This window comes from Helicobacter sp. T3_23-1059 (assembly GCF_053654515.1).
Map to the genome: position 1 here is coordinate 93,405 of NZ_JBSIUV010000002.1, position 26,434 is coordinate 119,838.

Sequence of the window (26,434 nt, forward strand, 5' to 3'; positions counted from 1 at the left end):
TAAAGTTTTTTGTAGCCTATTTTTTGGGCTTTGTAGCAATATTTTTATAAAAAACTAAAGAGTAACAATGATTTTTTCTCATCAAAATCAAATCGATGAGGCGTTTTTGTCTAGCGTGCTAGAATGTGTGAAATCTAGTCAAGACAAAGGACAGCTAAAAAACGCGCTATTTAGCCTTGTCCGTGCTATCAGTGCTAAAAAAAATGCTTCTAAGAAAATCCAAAATGCAGATTGTGCGACAAAGACACGAAATAGGGCGGATTTAGAGAGGATATTTGGGCTTTTTGGGGAGATTTTTTGTGCGTTTAGAGAGAAAATCTATGGGATTTTAGAGAGTGGAGATATACTTGATTGTTCATTTTTGTATATTAACTTTATCACGCCACATTTTTTCGTAGAGATTTTTCGTAGAGATTTTGTGGATTTTGGTGCAAATAGCGCAGATTTTGATGATATTGCTTCGTGGGATTTTTTTAGGCATTTTTATGATGATGAGAGATTTTTGGGCTTTGTAAATTTGGCTGATAAAATGCTAGTATCACATACTACAAACACGCTAGATTCTCCAAATGCTAGTCAAACTATCAGTCAAGAAGAGTGGCTAATGCTAGTCGAGCTTGGTAGCATTAGCAGGGTTTTTGCTTTTCCTAGTGAGCAATACAGGGCAAAATCTAACAAAAATGCTATAAAAACTTCAAAAATACAAAAAGGTGCTATCCATACTGCCCCTAGTCAAAAAAACAGGCAAAAAACGCAAAAAAATGCCTCCCAAAACAATGCGTCAAAACGCAATGCTAAAAATTTATGTGAGATAAAAAACGCGTTTGTGTTTTTTAGCGCGTTTGTATCGCTTAGCGATATGCAGTGCGCTCCCGCACAAAAAATCCAGCCTTTTATCTATGAGGCATATAGGCTTTTTGAGCTAGATTTTTCTTTGCTAGAGGAGGCTATTTTTTTGGCGTTTGAAAACGCTGATAACGCGCTAAAACGGCGCAATGTGTGTAATTGGCAACTGCATATTTTTTGGAATGTCGCGCAGTGGTTTAACATAAAAGAATGGTTAAATCTCTATCCTTTGTGGAAAAAGATTTTTTATGAGAGGATAGCAAAATCTAGGGAGATTATGGATTTTATAGAATCTAATAAAAACGACTTGCCACACGATGCAAGACATAGCATAGAGCAGGGCGACACGCGAGCATATTTGCAAGAGCCAAATTTACAGCCATTATATCAGGCGATTGATGAGGTGCTTTATTTGCAGTTGTTTATGTATCATTTTTGTGGAAATAGCTTTATCTCTCAAGAGCAATGGAGGGGATTTAATACCGAAGTTTTAGAAAAATCTACTTCTCTTTATAGGGAGTTTGGAGCAAAATTTTTAGTAAAAAGTAGCAAAATAGATTTTGCAAAATCTAGTCCCAAATCTAGCCTAAAATCCACAAAATCTACCACAAAAACCACCCCAAAATCTAGCAAAAAAGTCATCGGCTTTTTGCGCGATAGATTTGTAGAAAATTCCCCTTTCAAAGTCGAATATAGCCTTATCAAAAATCTTATGGATTTTGCGCAATTTAGGGAAAAATACAGCATAAAAATCTATTGTATGAGCCTCATAGAAAAAAGCGAAAATGACCCGCGAATAATGCAGTTTTTTGCCAGACTAGGCGTAGAAATCATCGATATTGGGCTAGCTTACAATAGGGCAAATTTTTATAATTCACATTTGCAAAAAGCATTTGCCCTGCGCGAACTAATGCTAAGCGACAAAGTAGCGGTGCTAATAAGCCCAAATAATGGCTATGGGATTAGCGATTTTTTGCTTAGCGTGCGGTGTGCGCCTATGCAGGTTTTTTGGACGCACGGCAATTTTGTCTATGATATTGTGGGGATTGATGGGAGGCTTACGCATATTTGCAATGATTTGGCAAAAATCACACACGAGGGAGTGGAGTTTGGCGGGATTCCTGTGAAAATGGATAATGGATTTTATAATCCGCCTGTTTTAGAAGAGGAAATCGCACAGGCTAGGCAAAATATCGCGCATTTGTTAGCACAAAATATGGCTAAAGAATCTAATGCAAAGTCTAGCAAAGAACCTGCTAAACAGGCTACCAAAAAGTCTCTTACGCAATCTGCTATGCAATCTAGCACACAATCCATAACGCAGTTTGGCACTCATTTTGGCACGCGCCACATTTTGCAATTTGACACGAAAACTAGCCCAAACATAAGCGCGGAGTTAGAAGCGGATTTTGCCCATAAAATCTTGCAAGATAAAGTTATTTTGGGCGTTATGGGGAGGCTTACTAAGATTGATTCTATGGCATATTTGGAAGTGATTTGTGAGATATTGCATAGGCGCAAAGAATGTGTGTTTGTGGCGTGTGGCGTGGGAAATGAGGAGCATATAAAAGATAAGATTTTGCAGATAAATCCTAGCGTGTTGCATCGTTTTTGCTTCACGGGGCAGATAGATAGCGCGGTGTATGGGCATATCATCGATGTGTGGCTAGATAGCTTTCCTATGGAGCAGGGGGAGAGCAGAATCGAATATGTGGCAAAGGGCAGGGGGATTGCGCTTAGGTATTTTGAGGGGAGTGAGGGGGAGTTTTTGAGTAGGTTGGAGGGGGAGTTGGATATGCTAAGTGGCGTAGTTGATGAGATTTTGTGTGATGAGAATTTTAGCAATTTGTCTTTGGGCTGGGGCAATTTATCTTTGGGTAATCATTGCATAGATTTGGCAGTTTGCCACGAGGCACGCACGAGCAGTGCGCTAACCTCGTGTCAAACTGCCAAAAACTCCACAAGCACCACCGCAAATACTAGAATTGTGGGGGAAAATGGCGACAAAGATTCTAATATGGCGGAATCGTCATTGGAAGCGAGCGATAGCGAGCGTAGCAATCCACCCTGCAATAAAAACAAAATAACTTGCCACGCAAATGTGGAGGCATTTGTTAGCAATGACAAAAAAAATCCCCCCTCCCTTGCGGAGGGGGTTAGGGGGAGGGTAGAATCCACCTTAGAATCTAGCACAAAAACCAACGCGGAATCGTCATTGGAAACGGATTTGCAAAATCCGCGTGGCAATCTATCATCTTGTCATATTGAGCGAAGCGAAATATCTAAACAAAAAATACAAGGAGATATTTCGGCTTTTTCAAAGCCTCAATATGACAAAAAAAACATTGACAAAACAATAACTTACCACGCCCAACAAGCAAAAATCACAACCAAAAAAATGGATTTTGCAAGCTACAAAAACATAGTTTTATGCTTTAGTCAAAATCGAGCTTTTTGTAAAGAGGAATACCTACAAAAAGCCTTAAAACTGATAGATTCTACTAAGAAAAAAGATAAAAACTTCAAAAATGCTTTGCGCACTCAAAGCCTTATTTTTGAAATGGGCAATGCCATAAAAGAGCGACTAGGGGTTAGGTATTTTATGGATTTTTTAGATTCTCATTCCTGATTCTTTGTTAAAATTTTTCTCTTATAGTTTTGCTATAAAATCTTAGATAAGGAGCAATGATGAAATCATCCTCACAATCAACGCAATTTATGCAATCAACCTCATATTTGCAAAACAAAATCTACAACAATCTAAAGGCATTAAGCCTAGCGGTTATTTTTGCATTTTGTCCCGTAGCAAGCTACACACAAAGCGTGGAAAGTGTTGAAAACGCAGAGTTTGCCCCATATCGCCCTATAAGCGAAGATCCACGCAAAGATGGGCTATATGTCGGGTTTTACTATATTGGGCATAATAAAAGTTTTCGAGGTGTGAAGCCGAGTTTAAGCAAAAAAGATGAAAATTACGCAGATTTTGCCCTTGCGAGTGCTATTGGCGTTGGGTATTATACGAGCTTTTTGGATAAAAAATTGCGTGAGTGGGATAGCACACAAGGTGTATATGGCATAAATTGGGCGGGGGATTTGGTGGATACAAATGTGCCATTTTATATATATGCTCTGTGGGCAGAGGAAAGCGGGGTTATCACTGACAAAGAGAGTAAAAGCCTCTGCTATACGCCCAAAGGCTTTGGCTGTGTGTTTCCCTACACCCCACATATTAAAAATTTCAAAGCCTACGCGCTTCCAAATCTAGATTCTGCTGTGGCGTGGGAGATTGAGAGCAAAAAAGACATTGTTTTCCCTATCGCGCAAACAGGCGAATTTTATCAAGTGATTATCTTTCCTCACTTTATGAGGCTAAAGGATTTTGAGAGTGTGGAGGAGAGCTATGACTACTTACAAGGCGTGCGTGATGAGTGCAGTGAGGGGTGGAGGGCAACGCACGGCGATGGTGTATGCTATGGAGAGCCTATCAATGCTTTTGTGCCAAAAAGCGCGATTAAAAAGATTTTGCCTAGCCACCCGTTAATGCGCCTAGACCCGCAATATGCTGATAAACCTGTGTTTTTCACTCCGCCAACAACATTGCATAAAAGGCATTTAGATGAGCTAAAATCACGGGACAAAAAATAAAATGCGTAAATGGATTTTAGACTTTGTCCACATTGTGTTTAGCGTATCGTTTGTGTGCGCATTTGCACCAAACGCGCTATTTTCCGCAACGCTACCAAAGGCACTTGATTCTAAAAAGAGTATTTTTGTAGATGGATTTATTTTCTATGGTGGGGAAAGCGAATCAATAAATTGTCGCGTGGATACGCCAAATATTAGCGAAGAAGAATTGCGCGAAATGGGAATCCCAAAGGACGCACCACTGCTGTATATGGGCGAAGAGGTGTGCGATCGGATAAAGCAATCATATTTTCTTGCAAATGACACTATCGCGGATAAGTATAATGACAGAGATAAACGCGCCCTTTTGCCAAATCAAGTGCTAAATATCATTGATACAAAGACTAAATGTGATGATAAGCCCTGTATGATGAATGCCACAGGGCGATTTAATCTCGCTGATAGAAATGAGTTTGCCGCGATTGAGCTACTAAACAATGGCAAACTAAAAAATGGCACGCTAGAAAATGACGCAAAATCTAGCCAAAAGCAAAATAATGGCGCGACTTCGCGCACGCTAGGGATTATCTATAAAATCTTTGGTTATGCGGGGTGGCGAGAAGCAAAGAGCGATAATGAGACAAAAATAGTGTCTCTGCCTTTAAGCGCGTTTGAGTCCTACGAGGATAGCAAAGACTCTGAATATTCAAAAGAGGCGCAAAAAATTGGCTATGGCGGATTTTTGGCAAAAGAATCTATGCTAGTAAATACGCGCTCTGTGATAAATTCTTATAGCACAAACCCACAAAATTTTTCCCCTATTTTGCTCCCTAGCGCGTATCTTGGTTTGCGCTTTGCTCGCAATATCACACTTTTTGCTACGCCTGAAGCGGTGCTAAAATCTAGGCTTAATGCTAGTGCGGGCAAAAATGACACAAAAGCGGGTAGCGCGAATAATGCGGATAAAAGCGAAAAATCTAATCCAAAAGATATTATTTTAGATAGCATTTATCATAACGCCAAACGCGCGACTTTGGGCAGGGAGGCATTAGCAAAACAGGGGGTGAGTTTAAGTGCGCCATTGCTTGATAAAGTTTTTGTGCTAGGGCTTGGCTCTGCAAAGTTTGAAAAAATCGCGCAAGTGCTTGTGATTCGCGGGGATAGCGTGTATTTTTGGGGCTATATTGATTTAGGAAGCAAGGAGTTGGCAGATGAGATTTTGGAGTTTTATTGGGATACGCGTTGTGATATTTGCTTACTCCCATTTGAGTATAGAGTGCAGGAGGTAAAAAAGGCTTATAGCTTTATCCCGCGTGAGAATATGCCTCGACAGATTTCGCTAAATGAGCTACGAGAAGTAGTCAAAGTGGAATATCCTGCGCAAGTCAAAGCCGTAGTGGATTTTGAGGCGCAACGCGTGGAGTATGCTAGAAAACCATATATCGATGATAGGGCGGGGGATTCTATAAAGCCTAGCGAGAAAATTACCCGCGATTTGAGCGGATATGTGAGCTATTATCAGCTACCCATTAGCGGTGCGCTTAGCTTGCATTTGGATAAAAAGATGACTAAACAAGCCTTAGAAATGGCAAAAAGTAGAGGGGAGCGGGAGTTAGAGATTGCGCTAGAGGTGGATTTGAAAAAGGGGGATTTGCCGATTACGACACTGCATAAGGCAAGTGATACATATAGCGCGGTGGAGTTTAGATTTGTGAGTGAATCTAAAAAGCAAGAGGATTTAGCAGAATCGACAAATAAAGATTTGCAAAACTCCAACAAAGAAGAGTTGCTTTGCATCGGGGAGGAGCTAGCAAAACACGCATTTGTGCCAATGTATGATGAAAAATGGCAGGTTTTTGGTTTTTTGGATAAAGTGAAGTTTAGAAGCGAGAATATGTCCATAGAAAAGATTTTAGGGCTAAATAATACGGGCAGGGGGGATTATTTCATAGTAAATATCCGCAATAAGCAAGGCGAGGTAATCACTCGCAATGTGCGCATAAGTAAATCCGCGCTTTTGCCTTGCGAGAAATATGACATTGCTTCTAGCCCTGATTATGCAAAGGCGGGCGAGATAATGGCAGAAGTGGCAACGCCAAAAAGGCTTGAAATTTCTAGTGGCGAGTGGATTTTGAAGTTAGGGCAAAATGCTGTGGGCAATGCTAAGCGCGTAGCCTCGCTAAAAGAGGCGATAAAAATGGCAAAATCGTGGGATAGTGATGCGGGGGCGTTAGAAAAGCTAGATATAAAGCGTGGCGATAAGCGCGTGGAGTATGACAGGGGCAAGGGGTATTATCCGCAAAAAATAGCGGTGGATTTTGTGTTTTTGGGGGATTATGAAAATTTCATAAGTATGGTAGAGGGCGCGACTTTGCAAAAGCAAGGCAAAAAAGCTAGCAAAGATTCTAATGTGTTTAAGCAAAAGATTTTAGTGATTTTGCCTTATGGTGCGTTTGTGCTAAGTAATGATGAGGTAGTGTATGTGCGGAGAAATAGGGTTGATTTGTAGGGTATTTAGATTTTGTTTTAGTTGTTTATTTCACTAGCACAGATGTTTGCTATCAGGGATTCTAGCACTTCTACAAACTCATAAAAACTATCAATATCAAGCCTCTCTTGCAGAGAATGTGGGGATAAAATCGTAGGTCCTATGGACGCCATAGTGATATGTTTTAACCCCATTTTGCTAAAACGCTCTTGCAAAATACCGCATTCTAGCCCTGCGTGGATACTTCCCACCGCGCAATGTCGCCATTTATACGCATCGATAATCATTTGCAAAATGGGGTGAATACGCGCTATTTTATTTGTTTTATGCTCGCTAGCGTTTGCCCACGCGCTATATTCGTTGCTGATATTTGGGCTAGCTGTGTGGCGTGGATTTGCTAGCAAGTTTGTTATGGTTTGTGTGGTTTGATTTTTGATTTTTTCTAGTAGGGGGTTGGTATTTGCCCGTGCTTTTAGCGTGAAATGAAGGGCTGGGGGGTTTATGCCGTCATTGCGAGCAAATGGGGACGCATTTGCGTGGCAATTTGTTGTTTTGTCAATGTTTTTTTTGTCATATTGAGGCTTTGAAAAAGCAAAAATATCCCCTTGCAGTTTTTGTTTAGATATTTCGCTTCGCTCAATATGACAAGGTTTTGGATTGCCACGATTTGCCGTTGGCAAGTCTTGCAATGACGATTTGGCGTTGGTTTTTGTGCTAGATTCTAGGCTAGATTCTAATGGGTATTCTAATGGAGTTTCTACCCTCCCCCTAACCCCCTCCGCAAGGGAGGGGGGATTATTGTTTTGACTAAAATCTATGCCACTTTCCCCCACGATTCTAGTATTTTTGCTTTGCTTTGCTTGCAACTCGTTTGGTGTGGTGTGGCTGTGTAAATTTTTTGAAATGTTAGCGGACTTTGTGCAATCCAAAAAATCCAAAATCTGTTTTGCTTGCGTCTCAAAAGATAAATCGCCCTTTATCATTGCAATATTTAGCGAGCTTATTACTTCCGCATTTTCTCCCCTTTCCCACACTCCGTGTCGTAGCTTTAAAATCAGTGTTGATAGCAATTTTTTATCATAACATTTTTGAGGTTTTTGCTTTAAAATCTGTTGATAATCCCCTATATTACGATGATACTTTATCAAAAACCCCGTTTTTAGATTTTGTTTAGATTTTGTCATATCGTTTGGTAGTAGTCCTATGCGCAGAGTGTGTAGATTCTCTTTTTTCACACATAGCCCCGCGTTTTTTAGTGTGTTTTGTAGCGCGTCTATATCGCTGCTAAAGCCCATAAATGCGCTTAGTCCCACAGGTATGGAGTTTGACTTCTCGCCTGCATTTAGGCTATATATTTCGCAAAAAAAGCTAGAAGTAGCCCTCTCTATCTCGCATAGGGTTTGTAGCAGACGCGCAAACTCCACTATGCTAGAGCGAATATTTCTATGAATATCTACCCCGCTATGCCCGCCCTCAAAGCCAAATGATTCTATTTCATAGGGGTAGAAAAGTAGATTTTGCCCTGCCCCGCTTGTTTTTTGAATCTCAAACACACTAAAATCAAACTCCACATCAAATCCCCCCGCACAGCCCGTGATAATCTCGCCAAAAAATTCACTATCCACATTTAGCAAAAAGCGCGATTTTATGGGCAATTCTAGCTCATTTGCTCCACATAGCCCCACTTCCTCATCATTTGTGAAAATCGCTTCGATATGCGGCGCGTATTTTTCCTGCATAAAAAGCCACAAAATGCTAGCTAGCCCCGCACCATTATCTGCGCCAAGCGAGGAATCTTTAGCACGCAAAAACTGCTTATCTACATAAGGCTCTATGCCCTCTCCACTTTGTGCCTTGCCAACGCCTACCATATCATAATGTGCTTGCAAGCAGATTTTGGGAAAATCGTTTTTGACAAGGTGGTTTTTTGGCAAGCGTCCTTTTGGGCTAGATTTTTTAGGTTTTTTACAAACATAGATATTTTTAGCCCTATCAGTGCGGACTTCTAGCCCTAGATTTTTACAAAAAGTGCAAAGATAGTTAAACATTTTCTGTGTGTGGTATGAGCGATGAGGAATCTCACAAAGTTTTTCAAAAATCTGCAATGGAGTAAGCATAGCGCGGGATTTGCTAGATTTTTTGATTTTAGGTTGTTTAGATTTTGGGTTAGATTTGATTTTGGATTGTGGCAAAGTATTTGACAAAGTATTTGGTAGATTGTTTGAAAAAGTCTTGTTTGAAAATATTTGTTGTGTATTGCTATTTTTCATTTTGCCACTTTTTGTAAAATCTATTGCGCAATTAGCGTGTTTATATCCATTTTTCGCTTAGAAAACTCTACAATTTTGCCGTGATAGCGAGCGTAGATTTGGGCTAGGCTGATTTGAGGATTTGCCCCCTTTTTATTGCTACTTGTGCCACTGCCCACGCCACTATCTATGCCACAAATGCCATCAAAATCCTCATAAAATCCCTCATATAGCCCAAATGCACCACCCAAATCCAAATCCATAAACCACCCTTGCAATTCCTCATAGTCTTCTATCTCTATGCCTAGCGCACATAGTAGCTTGTAGCTGTATCTATCTACCACCATTATTTCGCGCCCACACGCGTAGTTTAGGATACTATCGGCACTTTCTTTGCCTATGCCTTTTTGGGAGAGTAGCCACTCTTTGCTTACCTCGCTTCTAAACGCGCTAAAATTGCCAAAATCTGTGATGATAGATTTTGCTAGGGCGATAAGTCGGGCGGATTTTTGTCTAAAAAGTCCGCTTGGGGTTATGTGGGATTCTATGCTAGCGCATTTTGAGAGATTGTATAGGCTCTCTTCGTCATTGTTGTTGCTTAAAATGTGGGCGTTTTTTAGGTTTTTTATCGAGGCTTGCACACCCTCCCACCTGCTATTTTGCACGAGCAATGCCCCGCAAACCACTTCAAAGCTAGGTGCGCCCTCCCACCACCACGCGCTAAATCCGCGTAATAAATCTAGCCTTTTTAGTCGCTCTAGTAGCCATAGGCTATCAATGTCGCTGATATGTATTGTGTTATTCATTGTATTTTCTCTTTAAAATGTGTTTTTAAGATTTTGCTTATTTTGATGAGTGTGATTATATATGAATATTTTGCGCACGATTATAGCATATTTAAAATCCCCAAATACGCTATAATGCGCGTTTATACTTTTTGCTTTGCTAAGCACAAAACTAACACAAACATTAAGGCAAAATATGTTTTTTCACACGAGTAGGGACATTCTTTTTATGCGGCATTGCATAGATTTGGCGTGGAGTGCGCAGACACTCACACTGCCAAACCCCCCCGTAGGCGCGATATTGCTAAATCATAGCTATGAAATCATCTCTAGTGCAATCCACCTAAAAGCAGGCAAGGCACACGCAGAAGTGCTAGCATTGCTATATGGCTATGAGGTGCTAAGCGGGAAAAAAAGCGGGCTAGATAAATGGAGCGATTCACAAGAAATACATAACTTTTTGGCAAAAAATCATAACGGACTTTTTAGGGATAAAATCTTGCTAATTAGCCTTGAGCCTTGCAATCATTATGGCAAAACCCCGCCTTGTGCGGAGCTTATCGCTACGCTAAAACCTGCAAAAGTTATCATAGGATTTTGCGATAAATGGGGTGAATCTAGCAATGGTGCAAAAAAGCTACAACAAGCAGGAGTGGAAGTGGAATTTTTATCGCAAGCGAGTTTGTCGCAGATGGATTTTTGCCACGATGATATTTATGCGCAAATGTTGGATTTGCTTTATCCATTTTTGTGCTTAAAAGAGCGGGGGAGGTTTAATCTTTTTAAATTAGCATTGCGACTAGATGGCGAGTATAAAGATGGGCAAATTTCAGGCGTTGCCTCGCGTAATTTCACGCATAATCAGCGCTGCATAGCACAAAATCTAATCATTTCAGGACGCACCGCTATAAATGATAAACCTCGTCTTGATACGCGCTATGCGGATAGTTTTTACGCGCTAGATTTTAGACAAAATGATTTTGAAACGCTAGATTCTCTTAGGCAAGATATGCCACAAGCCCAACAATCCACACAACGATTTGCGCCACAAATGCCACATTTACAAAGATTGCCAAATATAGAGATTTTAACGCGCAATAAAGAGTCTTTGCTAAGGCATTCAAACACAATCCCGCTTTTTAGCCTGCCAAATCGTAGCGTGGCTATAAAGACTTCGCCAAATGCGCTAAGTCTATCTAGCGGGTTTAATGTAGTTGAGGGGGGATTTTCGCTGTTATGGGCATTGAGAGAAAAAATCGATATGCTACTTTTGCATATTTCTCCTAGCGTGTGGCTAGGCGATTTTTCGCATTTAGAGCAAGAATCTAACCATATCAAACATACCAAAAAAATGCAGGGTGATTTGACAAAAATCTTGTGTCATTTTAGGATTTTGCATAGCGATATGCTAGATGATAGTTTGCAAAATCTATCAAATATATCAAGCAAACTTTTTATACCAAAATCTAGCCATAAACCCCAAAAAATAGGCAAGCAAAATCCAAAAACTTCAAAAATAGATTCTAGGCAAGATTTTGAGAGTCTAGCCAAAAATCCACATAAGATGCAAGATTTGCTTTTGTGGCTAAAGCCTATAAATCTCTAAGGCATTTGGTAGGCAAAAATGGGCAAACACCAAACAAATTTTTTGAGACTATATCAGCCACGCGATGGCTATTTGTATAATAGCGATAGTTTGTTGCTGATTGATTTTGCAAGGGGGTTTTTAGCCCCTCATACCCTGCCTAGCACTCACCCCCTCCACAAGAAGCAAAAATCAAAAATGATAAATCTAGTGGATATTGGCGCGGGCTGTGGCATCATCGGGCTACTTTGCGCAAAACATTTTGGCGTGCGCTCCCATCTCATAGAAATCAATAAATATATGGCGACGCTTGCGTATATCAATGCTAGGACAAATGGCGATTGTTTGCGAGAACATAGCTCGTATTTAGCGCAACACAATGCACAAAAACCGCTTAAAAATTTAGGAAAGGATTTTAGACAAGATTTTGCGTTAGGTTTGGCACAGGATTTTGCGCAAAATCTAGTTGGAAAGTGTGGAAGTGAGTTTGAGGGGAAATGTGAGGGCAAGATTGAAAGTAAGTTTGAAAGTGGGCTTAAAGCCCCATTTAAAACAACTTTTGAAGCCTCTTTTGAAAAGCATTTTAAAACAGATTTTGAACAATCATTTGAAGCATACGCAAAATCCCAAAATCCGACTTTTTGCCTAAAAAATGCTGATAAACCCCCTTTGGCTCGTGTGTATCATATTGATTTTTTAGATTCTAGTTTGTTAGAGATTTTATCCCAAAATCTATCTAAAAACCACCATATTGAAAAACCGCAAAAAACCTCCAAAATCCACACAAAAAATCTATCAAACACCGCAAATCTCACAAGTAGCGTAAAAAATGCCACAACAAATTTCACAAATGCCACAAAAAAAGCAGATTTTTGCATTAGCAATCCCCCATTTTACCCCGATGGTGCGCTCCGCTCTAGCAACCCACATTTAGTAGAATCCCGCTACGCCACTTCTATGCCCCTAGAGCAGTGGATACCTCAAGCAAGGCGGATTTTAGCCCAAAGAGGCGGGCTTATATTTTGCTACCACCCTAGCGAGCTATCTCGTGTTTTTGCCGTGCTTAAGGACAATAAATTTACCCCTGAAGTGTTGCGACTTGTCTATCCGCTGCAAGAGAGGGAGGCTACTTTGGCATTGATTTTTGCGAGGCTAGATTCTAGGGCAGTCTTAAAGGTGCTTCCCCCGCTTTTTACGCATATTTCAAATGGCACAAATTATGCAAGGCAGGATAATTTCACCCCTGAAGTCGCTAATATCTACGCCACCTATCGCACCCATAGCATCAAAATCCACACAAGCGATATAGAATGGCTAGATTTATGATATGCAATGTCGCAATGAGTTGATTTGCCTAAAAGTAATGGATAATAAGAGCATAAAATGGGCTATCATAGTATTTTTGGATTTGAAAAAACGCTGTTTTTGCGTGCTTTTTACGCTTTTTGTGGTGTTTTTGGGGTGGCTATTTTATTTATTAAGGAGGCTACATTATGGAGCATATTAGCGATTTGTTTATGGATTTTGTAAGCAGTTTTAGCGGGTTTTTATACACTTATTGGCTCGTGTTTGCGTTACTACTTTGTGGGGCGTATCTTACCATTCGCACGCGTTTTATTCAGTTGCGATTTTTGCGCGATGTGTTTGCCGTGCTAAAAGAGAGGAGCGAGAAAGAGCATATTTCGCCATTTGGTGCGCTGATGATTTCGACTGCTTCACGCGTGGGCATAGGTAATATCGTGGGCGTATCCGTTGCTATCGCTAGCGGGGGAAGTGGCGCGCTATTTTGGATGTGGGTTAGCGCGATTGTAGGCGGGGCAAGCGCGTTTGTAGAATCCACCCTCGCGCAAGTGTATAAACGAAAAGTCGGCACACACCGCTACAAAGGCGGTCCTGCCTACTACATAGAATCTGCGCTAAATTCTAGAAAACTTGGCATTATCTTTGCGATTTCGCTCATATTTTGCTTTGCGCTTGGGTTTAATGCCCTGCAGGCTTTCACGCTGACTTCGTCATTTGAGATTTTTGTGGGCAAAGAAGTGTTTGAAAACTCCCCGCTAACGATTTTTGTCGGGCTAATTTTAGCGATTTTGGTGAGTTTCTTTTTCTTTGGCGATGACAAAAAATCCGCGCTCATTTCCTCCATACTCGTGCCGATAATGGCGTTTGGCTACTTTGCTGTGGCACTCGTAGTTGTGGGGCTAAATGTGGATAAAATCCCGCTCATTTTCTCTAGCGTGCTAAAAGAGGCGTTTGATTTTAGCGCGATATTTGGGGGATTTGCAGGGAGTGCGATAGTCATAGGGATTAAGCGCGGGCTTTACTCAAACGAAGCGGGTATGGGCTCTGCGCCAAATGCCGCTGCGAGCGCGCACACTAGCCACCCTGCTAAGCAAGGAATGGTGCAAACGCTATCTGTTTTTATCGACACGATTATCATCTGCTCGGCAAGCGCGTTTATGGTGCTTTGCTCTACCGTGGATACAAGTGGATTAAGCGGAATGGCAGTGATGCAAGCGGTGATGAGGGGGCATTTTGGCGATTTTGGGCTTATCTTTGTAAGCGTGGCAATCGTGCTTTTTGCCTTTACTTCGCTTATTGGGAATTATTTTTATGCGGAGGCAAATTTTAAATTTATCACAGAGCATACAGTCGCTTTGCAAATCTTTAGGTTTTTTGCTGTGGTGATGGTGTTTGTCGGGGCGCAGTTAAATTTGGCTTTGGCGTGGGATTTGGCAGATATTTTTATGGGGCTAATGGCGAGCATAAATATTGTCGTAATTTTGATTCTAAGCAATATCGCTGTGCGGGTTTTACGCGATTATGAAGCGCAAAAAAAGGCGGGCAAAAATCCTGTATTTAGCGCACGCAGCGTGGGAATCAATAATACGGAGTGCTGGAAATAAACAAGTGCTTTTAAATGCTTAATGCGTAAAAGAGATTTTTAGAGAGGTTTCAAAAAAATATAGATTTTACTCCCATTTTTTGTGGCGTTAATTTTGTTTGTCCCCTCTCTTTGCCCATTCCTAAGTTGTTGAGTTTTGTTAAGATTGCTTAAGATTTTGGCTTTGCTAAAAATTTTTGGCTAGATTTTTATAAATTTTGCTAAATCTTGCCCGCAGAGCCTAGCACTTCCATTCGCTCGGCGATTACCGCGCTCATCGCCTCCATAGCGGGCGTGAAAAACTTGCGCAAATCAAACTGCGTAGGGTCGTCATTTGCCACTTTTCGCACTTGTGCCATAAAGGCTATGCGCAAATCCGTGTCGGTATTTACTTTGTTGATACCGCCTTTTACCGCTTCTTTTAAAAAGTCAAATGGCACGCCTTTGCTGCCTTTTAAATCCCCGCCTGTGGAGAGAAAAGACTCGCGCACATACTCTGGTATCGCGCTTGCGCCGTGCAAGACTAGCGGGATATTGGTGCGCTTTTTGACTTCTTGGAGGCGGGCAAAATCTAGCTTTGGCTCGCCTTTAAACTTAAACGCGCCGTGGCTTGTGCCAATGGCTGGGGCTAGAAAATCTACCTTGCTTTTGGCGACAAATTCTTCTGCTTCTGTGGGATTGACTAGCACGGCGTCTGCTTCGCTAACTGAAATATTATCCTCGATACCTTGTAGTCGCCCTAGCTCGGCTTCTACACTCACGCCTTTGCTATGGGCATAGTCTACAACCTGCGTGGTGAGGGCGAGATTTTCACTAAACTCGTGGTGAGAGGCATCAATCATCACGGAGGTAAATCCCGCGTCAATGGCCTTTTTGCACGATTCAAAACTCGTGCCGTGGTCTAGGTGGAGTGCCACAGGGATATGGCTATATCGGCTTGCCATCGTGCGTGCGAGATTTACCACCATATCGATGCCGAGATATTTTATCGCGCCCTCGCTTGCTTGGATAATGAGCGGGGATTTTGCTTTGTCAGCGGCTAAGAATATCGCATTTAGCATTTCAAAATTGACAAAATTAAACGCGCCCACGCCATAGCCTTCTTTATGGGCTTTTTGGAGGATTTCATTTCCTGTAACTAGCATTGGATTCTCCTTTTTGGATTTTATGTTTGAGTATGGATTTTGGGCAATCTTGTAAGGATTTTGCTATCAAATACTGCCCAAAGCCAAAATAAAACCTTAAGTGTAGCTAAAATCTTTTAATACGCAAAAATCCTTTTTTATATTTGTTTTGTGGATTTTATAAAAATGATTTTTAAGTAAATTTTAAGTTAGGGGGGGGGTAGAATACAAATACATTTTTTGCTTAAACAAAACTAAAAAAAACAAAATCACTATCTCAAAGGACACTACTTATGGAATCTCAAAATCCAAAACTACAAAAACTACTAAAAACCATAGACAGAAATGACAAAGGGCAGTTTGTGCCTAATAATCAGCAGATAAAAGAGCTTGTGCGCTATGATGAAGTGAAGTTGGGCGGGATTGACACTAGCAAGGTTACAAGTTTTAGAGAGTTGTTTAAAAGCTCTAGTAGAGTAGATTTTAGCGGGATTTCTTCGTGGGATACGAGCAGGGTAACGACATTTATGAGCTGCTTTGAGGGGGCAGAGAGTTTCAATGAAAATATAAACGATTGGAATGTCAGCAATGCTACGAACTTTATGCAAATGTTTTATGGCGCAAAATTTTTTAATCAGCCGCTTGATAAATGGGATACAGCCAAAGCGACAAATACGATTAGAATGTTTCTTATGGCGGTGGAATTTAACCAACCCATACAATCTTGGAATATGTCAAATGTCATTTGGGCTTGGGAAATGTTTGCAGGGGCGGAGAAATTTAATCAGCCTTTGAATGATTGGGATATGTCTAGCGTGCAAAAAATCCAAAAAATGTTTTTGCGCGCTAAGGACTTTAACCAACCGCTAGATAAGTGGAATATCAGCAATGTAGTGGATATGCAGGGGGTTTTTAGCGGGGCAGAATCGTTTAATCAAGATTTAAGCGAATGGGGGACAAAGCTAGGGAAAGTCAAAAGTATGGCAAGAATGTTTGCCGATACGAAGTCGCTAGATATAAACTTTTTGCAAGATTGGCAAATACCAGCGGATTGCTATACTGATAATATTATCAAAGGTAGTAAATTACAGCTTGAAATCACGCAAATTAGCGATAGTGGTGCAGAGATCGAAAAAGAAACTTTGCAAGATTCAAGCCAAAATGCGATAGATTCGGTCAAACAAGCCTATCAACTTGCCTCCGACATAAAGGAATTTAGAATCTATCAAATTGTCAAAAATGATAAAAATCTCATTGACAAAGATTACAAAAACGCGCTAGATTCGTTTGTAAATCCGCAAGAATGGCAAAAATGCGATAGAAAAGAGCTTTATAGTTGGCTACCAAAAAATATTCGACAATCTTTTGAAATCTATCTATCTAAAAAGCAAGGCGATAGATATTGCAAGGCAGATGAGAGCAAATGGGATTTTATCTGCTATAAAGTTTTTGATTATATCTTTGTGATAGAAGTGGGCGATAAGGAAAATATCCTTAATATCTCGCAAAATGCACTAAAAAAGCACGATAAACGAACACTGACAATAAAGCAAGAGCCTTTTGATGATGACGATGAAGATTATGATTTTGGGGAGCGCAAGATTCACTACCAAAGCAATTCTTTGCATATTAGTTTGGAGGATAGCAATGAAATGTATATCTACAATGGCAACACAAACAAAGATACGCAAAATAGCAATCGAATCCTAAATATCATCGGTGCTTTGATACTTGCAAAGGCTTATGAATCAAAAATGTATGATTTTAACAAAATGGCACGAAGCACAAAAGGGGCGAATCTAATGCAATGTCATAAAGAGATTTGCGCTTTTGATTTGAAATTTTACCAAGATACGCCTGTGCTGGTTTATAATTCTGCTTTGGTGGAATTTTGGGAAAAACTCTCAAAGCGATATAAGATAAATGATAAGCATAAGGAATTGCAAGAGACGATTACGCGAATCGCACAGCTTGTGAGTGATGAGATAAGGGAGAGGGAGAATAAAACAAGAGAAGCGGAAAATAAAAGATTCACTTGGGCTATGTTTATAATCGGTGTTTTGTCCGCGCTTGGTGCGATTCTAGCGGCTGTGCCTGTGATACAAAGTATGATATGAAAATAGGGCGATTTAAGTATATAACAACATAAGGGGCTAAGATGCAAAACCAACAAAACAAATGGGGCAAAAATCAGGGCAGAAGCTCAACACAGCAAACAAGCAAAACAAGCAAAACGAACAAAATACAAATCCCAACACCAATCCAAGAGGAGCTAGAATCTTATCTTAAGGCGTTTCAAACAGATTTTACTATGAGGCATTATCTAGCCCAAGAATCCGCGCTAAAGAAGCTATTTAAGGCTTATCATAACAATACTAACTTAGATGAGATTATCATCAAAGTCGCTACGCTAAATAGCCTTTATGGCACAAATATCTTTAATATTTTTGCGGTGGCAGAGCATATTAGCCACATTAAACACATTGATGAGAGGCTAAAAAGTGGCGATGAAAAGTTGGTTAGCGAAATTGCCAAAAGTGGCTTAAAAAATAAAAACGGGAAAGAAATCATTTTTTATTCTTTTGCTACGAAATTTTGCTCCTTTCACAATAGCGAAAAATACGCTATTTATGATAGCTTTGTGGCAAAGGTTTTAACGCATTTTAAGCAAGATTTTAAGCAAACATTTAACCAAAACGATTTAAGGGATTATGGGAAGTTTATGGAGATTTTGTGTGCTTTTCAAAGACATTATAAACTAAGTGCAACTCTTAGGGATTTGGATTTGTATCTGTGGCAACTTGGCAAAAAGCATTTTAAAAGCAATCAAAATAATGTCGCTAAGTAGTTGCAAACTAAGCGTAGCGCAAAAATATTAGCACAAAATATCATTTTCAAATTTTGCACCACATTATCATTTTTATACTACAATTTGCGCGCTAGAATCAGGGTTAAGATTTTTTGCTTTTTAGGCTTTTATTGTGGCTTTTAGTTGCCGCGCTTTGCGTGATAAAAGGCATTTATAAATCCATAAAATCTAACGATTCTACGCAATCAATAAATCAACATAAAGGACATAAAATGGCTAAGAAAACTTCTATTAGCATTATTGGTGGCTCTATCGCGGGGCTTACTTCCGCGCTTATTTTTGCGAGTGCAAAATCTGCGGACAAAGATTTTGAGATAACCATCATCGATGAGGGCAAGGCTGACTTAAATGCTGCTGCGATTTATAACGCCCCTCTTTTTCCGCAAGGTGCGAAGGCTAGTGAGATTTACTCACAGCTAAAATCCCAAATCGCCTCAATGCTTGAGGTGCGCTATATCACGGGCAAAGCTACGGAGGTAAGCGGGCAAAAAGGTGAATTTACCACAAGCGGAGAGGGATTTAGCCCTATTGCAAGCGAATATGTGATTTTTGCCACAGGGGCTAGCGCGTTTGAAATCGCAGGATTTACAGAATTTGTGCGCCCACATAGCCTTATCCCTCGCCCAAACAAAGTCCGCTTAGAGTGGAGCGGTAGGCAGGAGCTAAAAGCGGGCGCGTATGTCGCTGGAATCGCTTCTGGGGTTACTTCTATGGTAACGACTGCTATGGGTTCTGCTAGTGAGGCGGCGTGTGCTATACTTAGCGATATAGCGGGCGAAGTAGCCTACCACCACGATACGCCTACTTCAAGGAAGTAGCAAACAGCACAAAACACAATCAAACACAAGCAAACTCAAAAAGCGCAAACACGGCAACAAAGCACAAAAAACGCGAAAATAATGACTAGATTTTGCTAGATTTCGCGCTTTTTTGTGGTTTAGATTTTTGCTAGATTTTGGGTTTTGTGAAAAATCCGCTAGCAAAATCTAGCCATAACTAATCTGCCTATAAAACTACAAAATATGCTACAATATGCCTTTTGCAAACTTAAAATCTACATTCTAAATCACATACAAATAATACCAAATCAAAAAAGCATCTTAAGGAGATATGATGATAAAAGGCGCGATGAGTGCGCTTATCACGCCGTTTAAAGACGGCAAGGTAGATGAAGCGACATTTATGAGCTTGCTAAGAAGACAAATCCGCTGTGGAATGGATGCGTGCGTGCCTGTGGGGACTACGGGGGAATCTGCCACGCTAAGCCATAGCGAGCATAAGCAGTGTATAGAAATGGCAGTAAGCGTGTGTAAGGGAAGCAAGACAAAAGTCCTAGCAGGAGCGGGGAGCAATGCTACAAGTGAAGCTATCGAGCTAGCGAGATTTGCCCAACAATGTGGAGCAGATGGGATTTTGTGCGTGTCGCCTTACTACAACAAACCAAGCCAAGAGGGGCTTTATCAGCATTATAAAGCCGTAGCGCAATCAGTGGAAATCCCGCTTGTGCTGTATAATGTCCCATCGCGCACAGGTGTAAATATCGAAGTAAGCACGGCTATAAGGCTATTTGACAATATAAAAAATATCGTAGCAATCAAAGAAGCAAGCGGGCAAATGGAGAGGATAATAAAGCTAAATACTCACGCACAAGGGCTAGCGATATTTAGTGGCGAAGATGCGATAAACTACCCCATACTAGCAAATGGCGGGCAGGGCGTGATAAGCGTAACGGGGAATCTACTGCCCGATAAAATCGCTAATCTTACTCACTGCGCATTAGAGGGCAAAATATTGGAATCTAAAGCGATAAATAATGAACTTTATGATATAAATTCGGTATTATTTTGTGAAAGCAATCCTATACCTATCAAAGCGGCAATGTTTTTAAGCGGGCTTATCCCAACGCTAGAGTATCGACTGCCTTTGGTCGCTCCTAGCGTGGAAAATATGCGTTTGATTGAGCAAGTTTTACAACAATACGAGGTGTGCAAATGAATGTGGATTCTAATAAAAATAATGCTTGTTGTGGGGGAGAGTCTATGGCAAATAAAAATAGCCAAACAAATACTCAAATGAAAGGCAAGACGCTTGTGATAAGCGGAGCGACAAGAGGCATAGGCAAGGCGATTTTGTATAAATTTGCTCAAAATGGCGTAAATGTGGCGTTCACTTACAATAAAAACGAAGAAGAAGCGAGCAAAATCGCCCAAGATGTAGAATCAAAATACGGCATAAAAGCACGATTTTACCCGCTAAATGTGCTAGAGCCCGAGCAATATGTCGAGCTTTTTAGCAAGATTGATGCAGATTTTGCACGCGTGGATTTTTTCATCTCCAATGCGATTATCTATGGCAAAAGCGTGGCTGGGGGATTTGGTCCGTTTATGAGACTTCGCCCACGAGGGCTAAATAATATCTACACCGCCACCGTGCTAGCGTTTGTCGTGGGTGCGCAAGAGGCGGCAAAGCGAATGAAAGAAGTCGGTGGCGGGGCTATCGTCTCACTAAGCTCCACAGGAAATCTCGTGTATATGCCAAACTACGCAGGGCATGGCAACTCTAAAAACGCCGTAGAAACAATGGTGAAATACGCCGCAGCAGAGCTAGGCGAATGGGGAATCCGCGTAAATGCAGTCAGCGGAGGTCCTATCGACACGGACGCATTGCGGGCATTCCCAGACTATGCGGAGGTGAGGGCAAAAGTGGAGGAGCAATCCCCGCTAAACCGAATGGGAACGCCTCAAGATTTGGCAGGGGCAGCGTATTTCCTCTGTGATAATGCACAAAGTGCGTGGCTTACAGGGCAGACAATCGTAATCGATGGTGGGACGACATTTAAGTAAAATCTAGTGTAGAATTTGTTAGTGATTTAGTTAGATTTTGGATTTTGTCCGCACCATTAGATGAAAAGAAAGAAAAATTAAACGGAATTTAGGCGTTGGTAGAATTATTGTGTAACAACACTACTTGCACTCATAGCCTTTGTAGCTACGAAATATGACAAAACTCATTTTGCTTTATCTAAGCTTGTCTTAATTGTATTTTTTATGCCAGCTATAATCTTAATTGCCATAAAAATAAACAAACTAATTGATGAGATTGGGAGGTTGGAAATTGTGGCTGGGGGCGTGCTTTTGCTTGCATTTATTGGATTTTTTGAGGCTTGTCATATTTTTGTGTTTATGGATTAGTTTTTTACTTGCTTTTGCTTTTTGCATATTTTACTTCTTGTGGCTTTTTATCAGTTGTTACGAAATCTTACATAAAATCTAAAAATTTTTATAATTTAAGCAGTTTATAAGAGAGATATAAATAATATTTTGTATCATTTTTTGTTTTTCTCAAAAACACAGCATTTTTGGGAAAATTTGGGATTTTTTATCGCGTAAGCATTGCCCAAAATCACACAAAACATACATAATATAAGAGGACAAAATGCCTATAAAATCTCTAAACTTCAAACATTCCAAACAGCCCAAACATTTTAACGACACCAAACAATCAAACGCCCAAAAAGACAAAACAATACATTTGCTAAACAACCTAAAATCTAGCCCCCAAATCCACGCAAAATCTAATACAAAATCCACCCCAAAATCTCGTGTCTATATTCTAAGTCTTTGCATATTGCTAGGCTATATTTTTTGTGGCGTGGTGGCTATGACACTTGGCGATAGTGATGAGGTATGGGGGGTTGGCAGGCTTTGTGCGAGCATATTTGATATAGGAGCGGGGATAGATTTTGACTCTTTTTTTGCGACAAATGGCAATGAAAATGCAAGCGTATTTGATTCTAGTTTGCTTACAAGCGATTCTAGGATTTTGTGGGAGGTGCGCCTCCCTAGAATCTTAATGGCGATTTTGGTGGGCGCATTGCTCGCCTCTTCTGGTGCGGTTACGCAAAGTATCTTTGCAAACCCCATCGCAGATCCATATATCATAGGCATCGCCTCTGCGGCGACTTTTGGCGCGGTGCTAGCGCATTTTATCGGGCTAGATGATGTGTATTATGGTGTGGTTGGGTTTGTGTGCTGTGCGGGATTTTCGCTAGTGATATTTGCCCTCCAAAAGCGTGCAAATATCACTATGCTACTTATCATAGGCATTGCGATTAGCTCGTTTTTGGGTGCGCTTAGCTCGCTATTTATGTATATCATAGGGGAGTCAAGTTTTAAAATCGTTACTTGGCTTATGGGATATTTGGGACTAAGCGCGTGGTATAAAGTGTGGATTTTAAGCGCGGTGTTAGTAGGCACGCTAGGGTATTTTTATGCCCATCGAAATGGACTAAACATAATCCTAAGTGGCGATGAGGAGGCAAAAAATCTAGGCGTAGATGCACCCAAACTAAAACAAAATCTGCTTATCGCCTCTAGCGTGGCGGTTAGCTTTGGGGTGGCTTTTTGTGGGCTTATCGGCTTTGTGGGGCTTATTATCCCGCATATTATTCGGCTTGGGCTAAAGGATTATAACAACGCCCTTGTCCTCCCCCTTTGCACGGCGTTAGGTGGGCTATTTTTGCTATTTTGTGATAGTATCGCTAGGAGTGTGCAATCGTTTGAGATTCCCATAGGAATCATTACGGCGTTTTTTGGTGCGCCTGTGTTTTTGTATCTGGCGTTAAAATCTAGGCGATTTTAGTTGTTTTAAGATTTTTTGGCAACTAGATTTTGAGCGATTGTTTATGTGGCACATAAAGTGGCAAATAAAAGGAATAAAATGGAATCTATCAGCATAAAAAATTTGCATTTTGGCTATGACAAAAAATCGATGATTTTAAATGATATTAGCCTTAGCGTGAGGGAGGGCGAGTTTGTGGGGATTTTGGGTGCAAATGGCTCTGGCAAAAGCACGCTTATCAAAAACATACTAGGCTTTCTCTCTCCACAAAAAGGACAGATAAACATACTAGGCAAACCTATCAGAGACTATGATATAAAATCCCTAGCTTCTCTTATGGGCTTTGTCCCGCAAAAATCCGCCATAAATGCGCCATTATTGGTGCGGGATTTTTTGCTTATGGGGAGGTATAGTGGGCTAGGGGCGTTTGGTGATTATGGTAGTGGCGATAGGGCGGAGGTAGAGAGCGTGGCTAGGGATTTAGATATTTATGAGTTTTTGGGGCGAGATGTGCTAAGCCTTAGCGGTGGGGAGTTTCAGCGGGTGCTTCTTGGGAGGGCGTTGCTAAAAAATCCTAAGATTTTATTGCTAGATGAGCCTACAAGTGCGCTAGATATGAGCTATGCGCTAGAGTTACTAAGGCTATGTGAGGGGCTTTTGGGCAGGGGGATTGCTATCGTGGCGGTGCTACACGATTTGCATTTAGCCGCGCTTTTTTGCACGCGACTTATTTTGCTAAAAGATGGGGCAATCTATGCGCAAGGTAGCCCAAAGGAGCTTTTTAATCCTACGATTTTAGAGGCGGTTTATGGATTAGCTTGCAAGGTGGTATATGATGATGGGATACCCTTTGTGCTACCGATAAAATCGCTTAAGTAAAATCGCCTTTTTATCAAAGAGACTTTGTCAAATCCATCTCTTTGCAAAATCCTAAAATCCAAAAAAACCATAAAAGGAGAATCTAACAATGTGTAATCAAACTCTAAATGTGCTAAATGCAACAAATACGCAAGAATCAATGCTTATAAAATCCCAACGCGTTAGGCAAAAACTTGCCCAAAATCTTAGCCAAACTAGCGGGCGTAGAAATAGCGGGCGTAATGCTTTGATAAAGATTTTGACAATGGCATTGCTTAGCGTGCAGATTTTGTGCGTGCAAGCGTTTGCTTTGGGAGGAGATAAAGGCTTGCAATCATCATCTAGCCAAACTCAAAAGACTCAAAAAACTACACAAACTAGCCAAACGCCACAAAGCCCACAAATTACCCAAAATCTGCCATCCCTAACAGAAAAAGAACAACGGCTAATCGTGCTAGACCCCGCAAGTATCGAAATCATCTACCTACTTGGAAAGGGTGAGTCTATAAAAGCAATCGCTTCAATGCAGCACTCACATATCTACCCACAAGAGCAAACCTCTAAGCTAGCAAGCGTGGGGAGTTTTTCTAACCCTTCGGTAGAAAAGATTTTATCGCTAAAACCTAATCTTGTGATATTAAGCCTTTATTCGCTAGGGCTACAAGAGAGGCTAGAAAATCTAGGGATAAAAACCGCGTATTTAGAAGCAAATAGGCTAGAAGATATGTATGAAAATATCGCAAAACTCGCTAGCTTGCTAGGCGTGGAGCAAAGGGGCGCAGAACTTATACTTAAGACAAAGCAAGAGATAGAATCTTTGCGCAAAGAGGCTAGTTTTAAGGGCAAAAGCGCGGTATTTTTGTATAGCAGCAATCCTTTAATGGCGTTTAATGATAACTCCGTGATTGCGGATATTTTGCGCGTGCTAGGGCTAGAAAATAAAACCATTTCTACAAATGTCGCTCGCCCCATACTCTCAAATGAGTTTTTGCTAAAGGCAAACCCTGATATGCTAATACTCGGTGTGCAAGCAAATGATATATCCGCTCTAATCGCCCAAAATCCCGCGCTAAAAAACCTCAAAGCCTATAAAAATGGCGCGATTTTGACTTACCCAAAGGCGCATCGATTGCTACGCGTAAGCCCTACGATAGTCGATGGAATCAAAGAGCTAAAATCTATGCTAGAGCAGGGGACAAAATAGCATTTTAATGGCAGGATTTTTGTTGGATATTGCAAAATCTGTAAAATCATAGTGAGGCATATTTGTGGGATTTTGTGCTTTTTTGTCTTGTTTGAGCGTGGCTTGTGCTACTCGTGGTAATTTATGTCGTTTTTGTCATTGCGAGCGGATTTGTCAAAATCCGCGTGGCAATCCACAATCAAAAAACCATAAAACCACAAAAAAGCGTTATTTTGGAAGTTTAGATTTATAGATTGCTACGAATCAAAGATACACGCAGATTCTCGCAACGACAAATTATCTTTGTCATACTGAGGCTAAAAGCCGAAGTATCTCAATCAAAGAACACAAACAGAGATATTTCGCTTGCGCTCAATATGACAATTAAGAGAGATATTTTAGTTTCTTACAAAGCTTCAATATGACAACCAATCGCGTCATAAAACCCCGCAAAAGTAGCATAAAGTAACATTTCATTTGTATTTTTGCACAAAAATCGTCAAAATTTGCCCAAATGGAAAATCCGTTTTTTTTTTTTTTTTGTAGTATAAAAACGCTTTGTCAATTTCAGTCTATTTTTGGGATTTGCAGTATGTCGGGTATGTGTCAAATCCATAAAAGATAGATTTTACAAATGCGATAAAGCATATTTTTTACAAGGAGTTTGAAATGTCAAACAAGTCTCTTAAAAAAGGGAAAACCCTCTCACTCTCTTGCGCACTTTGCGCCTCTCTTTTTAGCTCTGCGTTTGCAGAAATCAACCTCTACAACAACGAGGAAAAAGCCATAAAGGTAAATATGTATGGCGCGCTTATGGGCTACACAGGCGGTGGCGGTAGCACTACCCAAAAGCTAGGCAGAGCAGATAGAAACACCCAATATATCGCTGGAATCCAAGTAAATTCTCGTATCGGCATTGACACGCATTTTGATAAATTTATGCTAAAGCTAGAAGTGGGCGCACAAGAGCCATCGATGACAACGGGTGCGACTACATATATGCCCGGGATTCGTAAATTCTTTGGGCAGTATGACTTTGGCAAAGGTGGTAAGCTACTTTTTGGGCGAAATGACTCGCCAACGGTAGAAGGTGGGTTTAACACGGACTTTTTACACCAAGATACAGGTAGCACTGGCTTTGGCTCTGTCATCACGGGCAATCGCGACACGCAACTATCTTATAGCAACGCAGGCGTTACCATAGCGTTAATTCAAGATCATTATGTCATAAGAGAAGTCCCAAGAGTTGCGATTTCTTATCAGTTTAGAAACAAAGGCTCGATTGCGAATTTTAAAGTCGGTGCGACTTATAAATATTA

20 protein-coding genes and 1 pseudogene are annotated in these 26,434 nt (G+C 40.8%); 17 read left to right on the plus strand and 4 right to left on the minus strand.

The features are described 5' to 3' along the window. Positions 1–67 precede the first annotated feature (67 nt). The 3 genes from ACWIX0_RS01145 to ACWIX0_RS01155 are packed head-to-tail and all read left to right on the plus strand — an operon-like array spanning position 68 to position 6,979. A complete protein-coding gene (locus ACWIX0_RS01145; protein WP_454171211.1) occupies positions 68–3,475 on the plus strand; it encodes a hypothetical protein in 3,408 nt (1,135 codons plus the stop codon). A gap of 59 nt (positions 3,476–3,534) precedes the next feature. Next, complete coding sequence (locus ACWIX0_RS01150) at positions 3,535–4,491, plus strand: hypothetical protein (RefSeq protein ID WP_454171213.1); 957 nt, start codon at positions 3,535–3,537, stop codon at positions 4,489–4,491. Position 4,492: 1 nt separating this feature from the next. Then, on the plus strand, positions 4,493–6,979 hold the full coding sequence (locus ACWIX0_RS01155) for a hypothetical protein (RefSeq protein WP_454171214.1): 2,487 nt from the start codon (positions 4,493–4,495) through the stop codon (positions 6,977–6,979). A 17-nt stretch (positions 6,980–6,996) separates the two neighbouring features. Here the strand turns inward: ACWIX0_RS01155 and ACWIX0_RS01160 are convergent, their stop codons facing one another. Then, positions 6,997–9,228 carry a hypothetical protein gene (locus ACWIX0_RS01160; RefSeq protein WP_454171216.1) on the minus strand — a complete coding sequence of 744 codons (2,232 nt, stop codon included), beginning with the start codon at positions 9,226–9,228 and terminating at the stop codon, positions 6,997–6,999. Positions 9,229–9,248: 20 nt separating this feature from the next. Beyond that, positions 9,249–10,013 carry a 3-methyladenine DNA glycosylase gene (locus ACWIX0_RS01165; protein ID WP_454171218.1) on the minus strand — a complete coding sequence of 255 codons (765 nt, stop codon included), beginning with the start codon at positions 10,011–10,013 and terminating at the stop codon, positions 9,249–9,251. Positions 10,014–10,188: 175 nt separating this feature from the next. On the opposite strand from ACWIX0_RS01165, the gene ACWIX0_RS01170 reads away from it, so the two are divergent. The 3 genes from ACWIX0_RS01170 (at position 10,189) to ACWIX0_RS01180 (ending at position 14,483) form a co-directional block, all read left to right on the plus strand. Then, the gene (locus ACWIX0_RS01170; protein WP_454171219.1) at positions 10,189–11,598 is read left to right on the plus strand and encodes a hypothetical protein; all 1,410 of its coding nucleotides are present in this window, start codon (positions 10,189–10,191) and stop codon (positions 11,596–11,598) included. Between the two features lie 18 nt (positions 11,599–11,616). After that, positions 11,617–12,903 carry a hypothetical protein gene (locus ACWIX0_RS01175; RefSeq protein ID WP_454171221.1) on the plus strand — a complete coding sequence of 429 codons (1,287 nt, stop codon included), beginning with the start codon at positions 11,617–11,619 and terminating at the stop codon, positions 12,901–12,903. A gap of 167 nt (positions 12,904–13,070) precedes the next feature. Next, positions 13,071–14,483, plus strand: coding sequence for an alanine/glycine:cation symporter family protein (locus ACWIX0_RS01180; protein WP_454171223.1), 1,413 nt, complete (start codon positions 13,071–13,073; stop codon positions 14,481–14,483). 199 nt (positions 14,484–14,682) lie between these two features. Here ACWIX0_RS01180 and ACWIX0_RS01185 read toward each other — a convergent pair whose 3' ends face one another. After that, the gene (locus ACWIX0_RS01185) at positions 14,683–15,606 is read right to left on the minus strand and encodes a class II fructose-bisphosphate aldolase (protein WP_454171225.1); all 924 of its coding nucleotides are present in this window, start codon (positions 15,604–15,606) and stop codon (positions 14,683–14,685) included. A 272-nt stretch (positions 15,607–15,878) separates the two neighbouring features. Between ACWIX0_RS01185 and ACWIX0_RS01190 the strand changes: the two genes are divergently transcribed. From ACWIX0_RS01190 to ACWIX0_RS01200, 3 genes are all read left to right on the plus strand, one after another. Next, positions 15,879–17,702, plus strand: a complete 1,824-nt coding sequence (locus tag ACWIX0_RS01190; RefSeq protein WP_454171227.1) for a BspA family leucine-rich repeat surface protein — start codon at positions 15,879–15,881, stop codon at positions 17,700–17,702. A gap of 41 nt (positions 17,703–17,743) precedes the next feature. After that, entirely contained in the window at positions 17,744–18,433 is a 690-nt protein-coding gene (locus tag ACWIX0_RS01195) for a hypothetical protein (RefSeq protein WP_454171229.1), read from the plus strand. A gap of 233 nt (positions 18,434–18,666) precedes the next feature. Next, entirely contained in the window at positions 18,667–19,272 is a 606-nt protein-coding gene (locus ACWIX0_RS01200; RefSeq protein WP_454171244.1) for an FAD-dependent oxidoreductase, read from the plus strand. On the opposite strand, the gene ACWIX0_RS01205 is transcribed toward ACWIX0_RS01200, so the two are convergent. Then, a complete protein-coding gene (locus ACWIX0_RS01205) occupies positions 19,261–19,437 on the minus strand; it encodes a hypothetical protein (RefSeq protein ID WP_454171231.1) in 177 nt (58 codons plus the stop codon). The two genes, ACWIX0_RS01200 and ACWIX0_RS01205, sit on opposite strands and share 12 nt — an antisense overlap. Before the next feature lie 130 nt (positions 19,438–19,567). Between ACWIX0_RS01205 and dapA the strand changes: the two genes are divergently transcribed. From dapA to ACWIX0_RS01245, 8 genes and pseudogenes are all read left to right on the plus strand, one after another. Further along, on the plus strand, positions 19,568–20,449 hold the full coding sequence (dapA, locus tag ACWIX0_RS01210) for a 4-hydroxy-tetrahydrodipicolinate synthase (RefSeq protein WP_454171233.1): 882 nt from the start codon (positions 19,568–19,570) through the stop codon (positions 20,447–20,449). Between the two features lie 77 nt (positions 20,450–20,526). Further along, positions 20,527–21,297: an enoyl-ACP reductase gene (locus ACWIX0_RS01215; protein ID WP_454171246.1), complete on the plus strand. Its 771-nt coding sequence runs from the start codon at positions 20,527–20,529 to the stop codon at positions 21,295–21,297. Positions 21,298–21,501: 204 nt separating this feature from the next. Further along, complete coding sequence (locus ACWIX0_RS01220; RefSeq protein WP_454171234.1) at positions 21,502–21,645, plus strand: hypothetical protein; 144 nt, start codon at positions 21,502–21,504, stop codon at positions 21,643–21,645. Between the two features lie 469 nt (positions 21,646–22,114). Next, positions 22,115–23,095 carry a FecCD family ABC transporter permease gene (locus tag ACWIX0_RS01225; protein WP_454171248.1) on the plus strand — a complete coding sequence of 327 codons (981 nt, stop codon included), beginning with the start codon at positions 22,115–22,117 and terminating at the stop codon, positions 23,093–23,095. A 78-nt stretch (positions 23,096–23,173) separates the two neighbouring features. After that, complete coding sequence (locus tag ACWIX0_RS01230) at positions 23,174–23,953, plus strand: ABC transporter ATP-binding protein (protein WP_454171236.1); 780 nt, start codon at positions 23,174–23,176, stop codon at positions 23,951–23,953. A 382-nt stretch (positions 23,954–24,335) separates the two neighbouring features. Next, positions 24,336–25,136 (plus strand): ABC transporter substrate-binding protein, encoded by an 801-nt coding sequence (locus ACWIX0_RS01235; protein ID WP_454171250.1) that lies wholly within the window; start codon positions 24,336–24,338, stop codon positions 25,134–25,136. A 233-nt stretch (positions 25,137–25,369) separates the two neighbouring features. Next, complete coding sequence (locus ACWIX0_RS01240; RefSeq protein WP_454171238.1) at positions 25,370–25,540, plus strand: hypothetical protein; 171 nt, start codon at positions 25,370–25,372, stop codon at positions 25,538–25,540. Between the two features lie 244 nt (positions 25,541–25,784). Beyond that, a pseudogene (locus tag ACWIX0_RS01245) lies at positions 25,785–26,434 on the plus strand (hypothetical protein); the annotation flags it as partial.